Origin of the sequence: Campylobacter sp. CFSAN093233 (assembly GCF_011068165.1) — a bacterium.
In the GTDB taxonomy this organism is placed as follows: Bacteria; Campylobacterota; Campylobacteria; order Campylobacterales; family Campylobacteraceae; genus Campylobacter_D; species Campylobacter_D jejuni.
On sequence record NZ_JAAMWY010000001.1, the window covers coordinates 115,943 to 128,952 of the forward strand.

7 protein-coding genes are annotated in these 13,010 nt (G+C 23.6%); all 7 read left to right on the forward strand.

Translation table 11 applies throughout. From position 1 onward, the window contains the following. Positions 1-4,326: an FkbM family methyltransferase gene (locus FBF15_RS00595; RefSeq protein WP_002781108.1), complete on the forward strand. Its 4,326-nt coding sequence runs from the start codon at positions 1-3 to the stop codon at positions 4,324-4,326. Positions 4,327-4,379: 53 nt separating this feature from the next. After that, entirely contained in the window at positions 4,380-4,568 is a 189-nt protein-coding gene (locus FBF15_RS00600; protein WP_139889600.1) for a DUF6270 domain-containing protein, read from the forward strand. 156 nt (positions 4,569-4,724) lie between these two features. Next, a complete protein-coding gene (locus FBF15_RS00605; protein WP_052774650.1) occupies positions 4,725-5,036 on the forward strand; it encodes a DUF6270 domain-containing protein in 312 nt (103 codons plus the stop codon). Between the two features lie 9 nt (positions 5,037-5,045). Further along, positions 5,046-7,796 (forward strand): methyltransferase domain-containing protein, encoded by a 2,751-nt coding sequence (locus tag FBF15_RS00610; RefSeq protein WP_002781103.1) that lies wholly within the window; start codon positions 5,046-5,048, stop codon positions 7,794-7,796. After that, positions 7,793-9,391 carry a heparinase II/III family protein gene (locus FBF15_RS00615; RefSeq protein ID WP_002781102.1) on the forward strand — a complete coding sequence of 533 codons (1,599 nt, stop codon included), beginning with the start codon at positions 7,793-7,795 and terminating at the stop codon, positions 9,389-9,391. Before FBF15_RS00610 ends, FBF15_RS00615 begins: the two co-directional genes overlap by 4 nt. Positions 9,392-9,393: 2 nt before the next feature. After that, entirely contained in the window at positions 9,394-12,450 is a 3,057-nt protein-coding gene (locus FBF15_RS00620) for a heparinase II/III family protein (protein ID WP_002781101.1), read from the forward strand. Then, positions 12,450-13,007 carry a dTDP-4-dehydrorhamnose 3,5-epimerase family protein gene (locus FBF15_RS00625; RefSeq protein WP_002781100.1) on the forward strand — a complete coding sequence of 186 codons (558 nt, stop codon included), beginning with the start codon at positions 12,450-12,452 and terminating at the stop codon, positions 13,005-13,007. Before FBF15_RS00620 ends, FBF15_RS00625 begins: the two co-directional genes overlap by 1 nt. Positions 13,008-13,010: the final 3 nt, after the last annotated feature.

Consider the following 13,010-nt stretch of genomic DNA (forward strand, 5'->3'; position numbering starts at 1 on the left):
ATGAATTCTAATGATATTGTTTTATTAAAGTGTGGAGAAGTAAGCTATAAGATCTATCTTCCAAATAGAAATATCGATTATATACAAAAAAAGATTTACAATGAGTTAATTCCTTATGAATATGAAATGCTTCAAGATTTTTTAAAAAAGGCGAAAAAGAATACTATTATAGTTGATATTGGAGCAAATATAGGAAATCATTCTTTATATCTTGCAGCACATGGCTTTGATGTATGTGCTTTTGAGGCTAATCAAACACTTTGTGATATATTTAAAATAAGTATAAAGTTAAATGGATTTAAAAATTTAAAATTATATGAATTTGGATTATCAGACAAAAAAGAAATGGCAGTTTTAGATAATTTAAATCCTGAAAATTTAGGAGGACAATCTTTAAAAATTGAAGATTTTGGTAATATTTTTTTACATCCTCTCGATGATATAAAATTTGAAAAAGATATTTCTATAATAAAAATAGATGTAGAAGGGATGGAAACTAAGGTTTTAAATGGGGCAATAAATACTATAAAAAAATATAGACCATTGTTATATATAGAAGCTATCAACAGTATAGAATTTAAAAGAATTAATGTTATATTAGAAAAGTTAGATTATGTTTATTGGAATACTTTTAATGCTACGCCGACACATTTATACTATCCTAAAGAACGATTAGAATATAAAGATATATTATCCAATGTTTCTTATCACAATGCTTTGGAATCATATAGAATTACTCAATCATTAAATTATAGTAAAAAATTATCTGTTGAAATTTCTAAAATTATCGAAATTACTTCTAAGAATAATATTGAATTATACACTAGAATAAATGATTTAGAAGTGCAAAAAGCTAAATTAAATAAAGAGAAATGTCAATTTGAACAAGATTTGAAGGTTTGCAAAGAGAAGTTAAAACAAAAAGATAGCGAATTGAAAAGAATAGAAAATACTTTATCATATAGAATAGGAAATCGTATAGTCAAATCTAAAAATATTAAAGATATTCTAATCCTTCCATATAATTTATTTAAAGAATATAGGAATTTTAAACTAAGACAGAAAAATAAAAATCTGTTATTTCAAGAAAAAAATAAGTTTAAAAGAAATATAGAGTTTAGAAAAAATCAAATTTTTGAATGTAAAATTGAAAACTTAGATTTATTGAAAATTGCATGTATAATGGATGAATTTACATATGAATCCTTTAAATATGAATGTGATTTATTACAATTAAGTCTAGAAAATTGGAAAAATGAAATTATGCACTTTAAACCCAGTTTACTATTTATAGAGTCAGCGTGGCAAGGAAAGAATTCTTTGTGGAAATTAAAGATTTCAGGATTTTCCATAGAGCTTCAAGAGTTGATTGGATATTGCAAGGAAAATCATATTCCTACTATATTTTGGAACAAAGAAGATCCTGTACATTTTAATACTTTTTTACCAATAGCTTGTTCTGTTGATTTTATTTTTACTACAGATATCGACTGTGTCTCAAAGTATAAATTTTATGCCGGACATGAAGATGTGTATTGTTTACCTTTTGCAGCTCAAACAAAAATGTATAATCCTATAGAAGAATTTGATCGCAAAGATGAATTTAATTTCGCTGGATCATATTATTTGCGATATCCTCAAAGACAATTGGACTTTGACAATCTTATAAATGCGATAAAACCTTATAAAAATATAAGTATTTATGATAGAAATTTTAATAATCCTCATTCTCATTATACTTTTCCTAATTGTTATAAAGATATGATTATAGGAAATTTACCTTTTAATGAGATTGTAAAAGCATATAAGGGTTATAAATTTGGGATAACAATAAATACTGTTAAGCAATCTCAAACAATGTTTGCTAGAAGAGCTTTTGAACTTATAGCATGTAATACATTTGTTGTAAGTAATTTTTCTAGAGCTTTAAGAAATTTTTTCGGAGATTTAGTGATATCATCTGACAATGTAAATGAGTTAAAAGATAAATTAAAGTTAGCATGTGAAGATGAAATGTATTGCAAGAAAATAAAATTAAATGCTTTAAGAAAAGTAATGAAAGAGCATACATATACAGATAGATTAAAATTTATAGCTTCTGTTGTTTATAAAAAACAATTTGAATATAAGTACAAATTTTATTTATTGGTGTATGTAAATTCGCAAGAAGAATATATTAAAGCATTGGATATTTTTAATTTCCAAAAAGAAAACAAAGAAGCTTGTTTGTTGATTTATAGTGATAAAGAATTGGATTTTCAAAATAATGATAAATATATACATATTTCAGAATTAGAAGAATTATATGAATATGTGAAAAATGACAAACAAGCATATTTTGGGATGTTGGATATTAGAGATTTTTATGGTGAAAATTATTTGCTAGATTTGGTTTTAACTTTAAAATACTCTAAATTTAATGCTTTTGGAAAATATAGTTTTTATGAATTTAAAGATAGTGTAATAAGTTTGGAAAATAAAGATTATGAATATAAAAAAGTAGATAAACTTTTTATTACTTCATCTTTTGTAAAAATAGAATTTCTTAGTAAAGATATGTTATCTGATTTTATCAATGGGCAATTTTTATATCAAATCGAAGATATGTTTGCTATTGATTGTTTTAATTATTGTAAAAATGGTTCTATTCTTACGAAAGAACAGCAAGAATATGTATCTAGTATAGATAAAATGTATTCTGGGATAAACATTAAAGAATTAAATATGACATCAAAATTCAAAGGGGTATTGAAAGAGGATTATGAAACTCCTGATTTGATAAAAATGGATGCTAAATTTATATATGAAAATATAGAAAAACCGTTGAGTTCTAAAATTAAATTTGTATTAAATGAAAACAAATTTATGATAGAGTCAAAGCTTTCTAATGAAACGCATAAATATTTTTATTTTAAAAATTCTTTTACAAGAGAAACTTTTAACATGGTAAAAAATTCACAGTTTCTACTTCAAGGTATTTTTTCAAATGAAGATTTTAAAACAGTATTTGAATTTCAAGATGAAAACCAACAAAAAATTTCTCATAATATTAACAAGGCTGGAGATATTCAAACTTTGGCCATACCTAAAGAGTGCAAATTTATCCGTTTTGGTCTACGCATACAGGGCAGCGGCAAATTTCAAATAGATAATTTAATTTTAGATTTTTTAAATCCACAACCTTTTGCACTTATTGCTAAAAGTAAAAAATTGGTCTTAACTAAACAATATCCTTCTTATGATGATTTATATAAATATGGTTTTTTACATTCAAGGATAAAAGCATACAAAGAAAAAGGTATCTTAGTTGATGTATTTAAGCTTAGCAACACGCAAAGATATGAATGCAGAGAATTTGAAGGTATTGATGTGATGACAGCCTCTAATGATGTTTTAGAAGAAACTTTAATAAGTGGACAATATGATCATATATTAGTACATTTTTTAGATAAAAATATGTGGAGTGTCTTAAAGAAATTTATAGATAAAATTAAAATTACAGTTTGGATTCATGGTGCTGAAATTCAAATTTGGCAAAGAAGAGAATTTGAATTTGAAAGATATAGTGAAATTGAGATTCAAAGGCAAAAAAAACTTTCTGATCAGAGAGTAAAATTTTGGACAGAAATTTTTAATGCAAATTATAAAAACATACATTTTGTTTTTGTAAGCGAATATTTTAAAAATGAAAGTTTGGGTGATTTAAAAGTAGCTTTAGAACCTAGTAAGTATACTATTATACATAACCCAATAGATACTTCAATGTTTGACTATTTACCTAAATCTCCTGATGATAGAAAAAAAATTCTTTCTATCCGTCCTTTCACCTCTAGAAAATATGCGAATGATTTAAGCATCAAGGCTATTTTGGAGCTTAGTAAGAGAGAATTTTTTAAAGAATTAGAATTTTTTATAGCCGGTGATGGGGTATTATTTGATGAATTAACTAATAATTTAAAATCTTTTAAAAATATTACTTTGTATAAAGGATTTTTAACCCAAAAAGAAATATCAAATTTACATAAAAAGTATGGTATATTTTTAAATCCTACAAGAATGGATGCTCAAGGTGTCTCTAGAGATGAGGCTATGTCAAGTGGTTTGGTTCCGATCACTAACAACATTGCAGCAATCCCAGAATTTATAGACGGTGAATGTGGAATTTTAGTTGCTCCAGAAAATGCAAAGTTGTTAGCTGATGCAATTGAATTTTTATATAAAAATCCAAATGAATTTATGAAATTATCTATCAATGCTGCAAATAGAGTAAGAAATCAATGTGATAAAAATACGATTATATCTAAAGAATTGGATATAATATTATGAAAAAAATTTGTATTTTTGGATCGTGTGTTAGTAGGGATATAATTGAATATGATATGAAAAATAATTTTGAATTAATCGATTATTATGCTAGAAGTTCATTTGCTTCTTTGGCTTCAAGTGCTATGATAGAGCAGAGTGTTCTTGATAATATACAGTCATCTTTTCAAAAACGCATGGTGTTACGTGATATGGATAAATCTTTTATAAGAAAGTTAAAAAAAATGATTTTGATTGTTTATTGATCGATTTTATTGATGATAGATTTCATTTTTATAAAATATTAAAAAATAGCATAGTTACAGTCTCAAATGAGTATAAAAAAGCAAAAGGAAAGTTATATAGTTCCAATATGATTTATTCTAAGAGTCAAGAGCATATTGATTTGTGGAGGAAAGGTATTGAAAAATATATATGATTTATATATGATTCAAGATAAAATTGTTTTAAATAAGGTATATTGGTCAGATGTTTTTTATAATGGAAATAAATTTTCAATTAGTCAAGAAGAATTGATTAGCAATAATAATTTTTTAAAAGAACGATATGATGATTTTGTTAATTTTTTTCCTAAAATTAAATGTATAGAGTATTTTAAAGATATATTAGTTTTAGATCATAAACATAAATGGGGGGGGGGGACTCCTATGCATTATCATTCAGATACTTATAAATATGCATATATGAAATTATGTAATTTTTTAAATATATAAGGAGATACAATGGTTGGTAAATTAAAAAAATATATTTCTAAAAAAATATTTAAACAGGATTTAATTAGTGTTTTTAAGATAAAAATAAAAGATATTGATTATTTAGAAATAATAAATGATAATATTTATTATTTAAAGTATAATAAATTATTTGTTATATACAATTATCAGCAGATAGATATAAATTTTTTAGAAAATTTTTCAAAAAATTGTGGTAGTAGCGATTTGCATTATATATCAATGTGGAAATTAAATGACAAGTTATTTTGTTCTATTAAAAATAATGCAAATTTTTATGATATTATAAGTGTTTTTGATAATAAAGTTATTTATACATATAACTATCCAATTTTGGAGGAATATATTAAAATAAGTAAAACAAAGAGTTTATTTCTATTTGATACTTATGATAAAAATAAATCAATGGTGTTGTATGTAAAAAACAATAAACCAATGGTAGTTATAGAGGACATAAAAATTTTTTCTATAGCATATTTGAAATCATATGTGTATGCAAATATAAAAGAACATCAAAGTTCCAAAATAAAAATAATATCAAAAATTAACTTTTTTGGTAAAATTAACTTGATTTCTAAGGAGATTGCTACTGGTTTATATTATAAAATAATAGAAAAGAATAAAAAATTACTGTTGTGCCAAGACGGTCCTACTAAAATTTTTGATATAAATAAAAAAGTTGTTTTTGATGATTCCAATGGTGATAATATAGGATCTCAAATTAATTCATATGTAACTATAAATAGTCAATTTGGTAGAAACTACTTAATATTTAGCACTTGGAGAAATACAAAAAACTATCCAAGATCATGTTTATATTTCATTAGAAACGAAACTAAAAGACTTATAAAAAAATATGATAATAAGAAATATTATGATGAATTAAAGTGGAGCGGATACAAAAGCTATAGAACTGGACATATTAGTTGCAATGAGAAAATAATTTTTTGCAATAAGTATGATCACCCTGTAATTATCGAATTTTCAAATTATTTTTATAAAAATTTAATTGATAATATTGTTTCATTTTGTGATGATAAATCATTAATTGTAGATGACAAGGAAGATGTAAATGAAACCAAAAGTAATAATGTTATAAATTATAATAAAGATTTAACACCAATTAGATCAACAAAATATTATATAACAATAGATACGGAGCAACATGTTAAAAATGTACCATTTGCTTTAACGGGTGAAGGCTTGGAAAAAGAATGTGGAATTTATTTAATAATGGATATATTAGAAAAATATAATTTAAAAGGTGTTTTTTTTGTAAATATATATGAACATAGAAATTTTAATGGAATTATTGAAAAAATAGTTAAGGATATAAATGATCGAGGACATGAAGTTGGTTTACATTATCATGCCAATGTATCATCTAAGTGGCAAAAAAATTTTCCAGATTATTCATTAGAAGAGCAGACTGAAATATTAAAATATGGTAGAGATTTTATATTTAATATTATTAAAAAATATCCTGTTTCGTTTAGAGGGGGTGGTTATCAAATTAATATGAATACTTTTAAAGCATTGGAATATAGTGGTTTTAAATATGATTCATCTGCTTTTGTGTCTTATAAACAGGATATGATTTATAAGTCTATTAATAAAGTGGTGCAATATGGTAATATTATCGAATTTCCAGTATCTACAAATTTTTTATTTAATTATCCTATGAAATTGGATTTAAATACTCAAGGAAATGCAAGAGATATGTTAGACATAATGAGTTCACATAGATTCAATGGCCTTGAGAATATAGTGATAATGTTGCATTCTTTTTCTTTTATAAAATGGTATAAAGGAAATGATGATAAGTTAAAATCAAAATTGAAATTTACGGGTAATAGATATGCAATAGGTGTTAATAATAATTTAATTAATGAATTCGAGTTATTTTGTAAAAGTATTTCAGATAATGAAGAGTTTGAAAATGCACTGTTTGAAAATTTAACTTTAGCAGAAATTGAAAGTTCCTTGGCAAATGAAAAAGATTTTGTTCCAAAAGATATCATAAAATATAGTAATGAGAAGAGTACTTGTCCTATATGTGAGAATAATGTCTCTTTTCAAGAATATAGAAATAGAAAAAACGCTATTTGTCCAAAATGTAGATCTTTAGAAAGAATGAGATTTAAATATCTGTATTTAAAAAGATTTTTACATATAAATACTATGAAAAATAAAAATATTTTACACATAGGTCCTGCTATGTGTGTATATAATAAGTTAAGATCGTTAAATCAAATTAACTATATAACTTCTGATCCATTTTCTGATTCTATATATAATTATCCATTGGAAAATATTCCATTTGCAGATGGGTATTTTGATATTATTATATGTGTAGGTATTTTAATTCATGTATTAGATGATGATAAATGTTTAAGAGAGATGCATAGATTATTATCTAAAAATGGAAAATTAATACTTTGGGTTGGAGATTTATATAATGATAAAACTGTTGAAAGGTATAATAGAGCTGATTTTGATAAGATGAAAGCAATAAGTTTTGATTATCCTGATAACTTGTCAGATGGAAAGACAATATTGTTAGATGATGGAAGCATAGGTTATAATCCAAGGTATTCGACTAGAACTTATGGTAAAGATTTTGTAGATAAGTTAAAGAATATGGGTTATGATGCAGACATTATAAAATCTCAAGATATAGCTGGATATAAAAAATATGGATTAAGAGAAGACGATGTTTTAATTATAGGAAGTAGAATATGAGTGAAGATGATTTACAATATTTAATTAAAAATAAAATTTTAAGATTATATGATTATGAAGACATAAATTTTAACATTATAGATTGGACATATAATCCATATGATCATACAGGTTATATTTTTATATTGCATAAGATGGAGTATGTATTAGATTTGGCTTATTTTTTTATTAAAACAAGGGATGAAGGCATAAAAGAAATTATATTTGATATTTTAAATTCTTGGTATTTATCTTGTAATGATAAATTAGACAATCCTTGGATATTTCATGATCATGCTACAGCATTAAGAGCTTTTAATATATCTAAATTTTTAAATATTATGAAAAATTATATAAGTGAAGATCAGTTTTTGCTTTTACAAAAAATTTTAGCAATTGATGTTAATAAACTTTTAATGGATGAGTTTTATTCTAAAAATACAAATCATGGATTAGATCAAAGTTTATCTTTATATAAAGCATCTTTTTTTTTAGAAGTTGATAATATATTGGATATAAGAAATGTTGCAATAGAAAGAATTAACAGTGAGCTCAAATTTGCTTTTTGCGACGATGGTGGTCATAAGGAAAATAGTCCAGCCTATTTATATTATGGCGTTTCTCAAGTTTTAAGAGCTTTAGATATTGGTTATAAATACGAAAAAGAAAATACTAAAATATATTTTCCATTAGATTTGTTGAAAAAATCTTGTTTGGTTTTAGGATATTTTGTTCAATTTAACGAAAAAATGCCTCTTATTGGTGATACTGTTGAATTTAAAATAAATAATTTTTTACTAAATAAAATCTCAATACATAATTGTAAAGAATATAAAAACTATATTTATTTAATAAGTAATGGAAGAGAAGGCTTGAAGCCAGATAAAGATTTTTTATTTTTAAAGAATTCGGGATATGCAATTGTAAAGGATTTTGATAATAAATTAAATTTAGTTTTTAAATGTAAACATATAAGCAATTATCATCGACATGATGATGATTTAAATTTCACTTTATTTTATGATAATGAAGAATGGTTTATTGATGGTGGTTTATATCAATATTCTGAAAAAGATGAATTTAGAAAATATTTGAGATCTCATCTTTCTCATAATTTAACATATCCTAAAAACTTTAAGGCTCATAGGAATTTGCAAAAATCCTTAAAAACACATATAAATAACTTATCTAGTGAAAATATTTATAAATTTGAAGGATATTCTTATATGTTTGATGGTTTTGAAAATTATAGAAGTATAGAATATGATAAAAATAAGTTGATTTTTACTATTATTGATAGATGTAAAATATTAAACAAAAATATAGCGATTGAAAATAATATTACTTATGTAACTAATTTTGTTATTCCAAAAAATAAAGAAATTGTAATCGATAAATTGAATAAATGTGTAAAAATTATTGGAAAAAATAAAATATTGCATTTAATATATCAAGATAATATTGATATACATATGGAAGAAAATTATATATCTAGAAAAATCAATACAAAAGAAAAAGTAAATATTTTAAAATTTATTCATAATGGTATACATTTGGATACTGTTTTTAATTTAGCTTATTCTAATGATTTTGTGAATTATAATTTAGGTTGTTAATCATGTTTATTAATTATAGAAATGAACGAATTGAGTTTAATTTGCCATTTGATTGGGCTAAAAATCCATATAAAATTAGCTCATATCCACATCATTTAATGTCTTTAAGATGGATAAATGAGGAGAATTTTTCCAAAGAGCAAATAAAAATCATTATACTAGATTTTTATGATTTTCATTTTGTTAAAAAGGTACTTCATCCTTATTATGTTAAAATACAAGCTGATCATTGCACATGTATAAGATTATTTAAATTGTATCAAATTAAAGATTTGTTTAAAGATGATGATAAAATTTATAATATTATAAATAATATAATTTTTAGAGATTTAAAATTTCTTCAAAATAAAAAAGTTTATAGAATTGGACATAACCACGGAATAATGGCTGATACTGCATTATTGTTTTTTTATAATAGATGTTATAAAAATAATATATTTTTATTGCCAATATTATATAGGTCTTATATTACTTTTTGTATGATGTGGAATATTTTTGGAGAAACAAAGGAACATTCTATTGGATATCAAGAATTTAATTTAAAACAAACTTTAATATATTTAAAAGAACTAAATACGTTTTTTAATAAAAATAATAATAAATTATACGCTTTATTTGGTTATTTTTTTAACAAAAAACTAATAACATCAAAGCTTTTAAAAGAAACAAGCAGGAAATTTTTAGGATTCATGTTGACCAATAAAAAATTATATTTTCCAATAGGTGATAGCATAAGAGAGCCATCTGTTGAATTTTTATCTAAAATCTTTTTTCCAAATAAAAAAATAATGGATATAAACGAAATTCTCTATCCGTATTCTGTTATGAATGGTAGTTATTCAAGTGAATCTTATTTCATATATAGGAATGATTCTTTTGGAGAATATGTGCACTTTGCATGTACTTGTAATTGGAATTCTGATGCTCATAAACAAAATGATGAATTACATTTTTGTTTGCAATTGGGCGATGATATTATTTTTGATGATTGTGGTTATACAGATTTTTTATCTATAAATCAATATAATGAATTAGCTAGCGAATTTAGTCATTCTAGTATAACTATTAATAATCACAATTATATTCCTAAGAAAAAAACTAATAATAAGTCTAAAATACTTAGTTCAAGGGCAAATTTATTTGGATTTAAAGTGGTAATGCAACATAGCAGAATAAAAAAATGTGATATTTGTAGAATAATTAATTTTAACAGTAAATCATATATTCTCGAAATAAATGACGAAATAGTTGTTGAGAATGATTTAATTGGTGAAATAATTAATTTTAGTTTTGTTTTATCACCTGATATAAATATTTTATATATAGGAGATAAATATATTTTATTGTCTACCAAAAGCAATATAAGATATATATTCCGAGCAAATAGTGCATTTGATATCAAAGTTCATAATAAATATTATGCTAAAGAATATCCAAATTTATCTTTTACAAATATAATTGTCTTCTCTAGTAAAATATCCAATAATAAAAATAGATATTATTTTAAGCTTGAAAAATATATTTATAAGGAGGAAAATATGCGTTATGATAGTTTTATGAAACTAAAACATGTTGTATCTAGCAGTAATATAAAATATTATGTAATAAAACCACATAATGTAGGTTTTACAGATACCTTTTTAAGTGCTTGTGTTGTCTCGTCGTTTTTAGATTCTTTGGGTTTAGTTTTTAAGGGTATTGTTGGAGTAGATAAAATTGATAGAAGCGAATATTATCAAGATTTATATCAAAAGATAAACTTTAAAAATACATATAATGGAAGCTATTATTCTATTGTGGATAATAACTTAGATATTGATAATATTATCAATGAGGTTAAAAATTTAAATAAATCTATTGATACAATACTTTTAGAGTTTAATTATAATCATGTGTTGAGACTGTTTGAATTATTCCCAATTTTTGAAAGGAAATTTTTTTTTAGTAGTTTTTATGGTTATTTTAATAATTTAACAAAAGCTAAAATTACTTATGATAATAAAATTAATATTACAATACATTTTAGATTAGGAGATGAGTATCCATTATTTGTAAACCAAGATACTGTTGTTAATCCTAGTATGCTTTTGCGATCTCGATTTGATTTTGCTTATTATAATATTAAGAACAAAAAAGGCTATAGGGTAATTCAGCAAAGATTTAATGCGCTTGGTGAAATTGAACTTTATATTAAAAAATTAAGACAATTTTACAAAGACAGTGTTAAAATAAATTTTATATCAGATGGAATGGATTTAGGATTTAATATTGTCAATAGAGAAGATATAAGAAATAAGTTAAAGAAATTAGGAATAAAAGTTGATGATGAGTTTTTGCAAAGAAGTACCGAGCAATCCATTTTTAAATTAAATAATTTAAAAAAATATTGTGATGAATTTATAGTTGGAGAGAGTGTTGATAAATTTATACAAACCAAAAATCTTTTATTAAGATCTAATATAATAGTTAGCTCTGCAAGATTATTTTGCTGGGGTGTTTTATCTGCTTTTAAATACGATTTTACGTTTAAACAAGTTTTATTTATGAATAATAGTGGCAGTTATTATGATATTATAGATAATAAAAATGTAAAAATTGAACAATATAAAAATTTTAATTACTGCATAAATAATGTTTTTAAATATATAAATCATTTTTTAAATAAAGATATTATCGATAAAATCGAAAATCATTTTAATGAAAGCGCTAAAATTCGCATTCAAAATCAGCTCTCATATAAACTAGGTCAAGCTATGATAGTTAGCTCTAAATCTATATTAGGCTATATAAGAATGCCTTTTGTGTTATCATATATATATGATAAATACAAACAAGAGCAAAAAATTTATCAAGAAAAAATTAAAAAAGATCCTTCTTTAAAATTACCTTCTTTAGAAAACTATCCTGATTATAAGGAAGCTTTAACATTTAAAAATCATCTTTCTTATAAGCTAGGTCAAGCTCTTATAAAGGCTAATAAAACTTGGTATAAGGGAGGGTATATTAAGATGTTATTTGAAATTCGGGAATTAAAACAGAAAGCAAAAAAAGGGAAATAATGGCAATAGAATTTGATATACAAGAATCAAAAATTTTAAAAGGTGTTTTTATAATAACGCCAAATAGTTTTAAAGATTTAAGAGGGGAAATTTGGTCTGTTTTTTCTAGCAAAGATATAGAAAGTTTATTACCTTCAAATTTAAAATTTGTGCTAGATAAATTTACATTATCTAAGCATAATGTATTAAGAGGTATACATGGGGATCATAAGTCTTGGAAATTAGTAACTTGTGTATATGGTGAAGTGCATCAAGTGGTAGTTGATTGTAGAAAAGACTCTCCTACTTATCTAAAGTGGGAAAGATTTATCATTAATGAAAATAATAGAAAATTGATTTTAATACCACCATATTTTGGAAACGCTCAATATGTTAGTTCAAAAAATGATGCTTTATATTATTATAAATGGGCTTATGAAGGTGAATACGTTGATGCTAAAGATCAGTTCACGTATGCATGGAATGATAGTAGAATTGCTATAGATTGGTCAACAGATACCCCTATATTATCAGATAGAGATATCGATGCAACAATCAATGATCACATAAAAGGCTAAAAT

What these genes read in the sequence shown, in the direction of transcription:
- FBF15_RS00600 (WP_139889600.1), top strand. Translation starts at nt 4,380, where the DNA reads ATGAAAAATAATTTTGAATTAATCGATTATTATGCTAGAAGTTCATTT.
- FBF15_RS00620 (WP_002781101.1), top strand. Translation starts at nt 9,394, where the DNA reads ATGTTTATTAATTATAGAAATGAACGAATTGAGTTTAATTTGCCATTT.
- FBF15_RS00610 (WP_002781103.1), top strand. Translation starts at nt 5,046, where the DNA reads ATGGTTGGTAAATTAAAAAAATATATTTCTAAAAAAATATTTAAACAG.
- FBF15_RS00625 (WP_002781100.1), top strand. Translation starts at nt 12,450, where the DNA reads ATGGCAATAGAATTTGATATACAAGAATCAAAAATTTTAAAAGGTGTT.
- FBF15_RS00595 (WP_002781108.1), top strand. Translation starts at nt 1, where the DNA reads ATGAATTCTAATGATATTGTTTTATTAAAGTGTGGAGAAGTAAGCTAT.
- FBF15_RS00615 (WP_002781102.1), top strand. Translation starts at nt 7,793, where the DNA reads ATGAGTGAAGATGATTTACAATATTTAATTAAAAATAAAATTTTAAGA.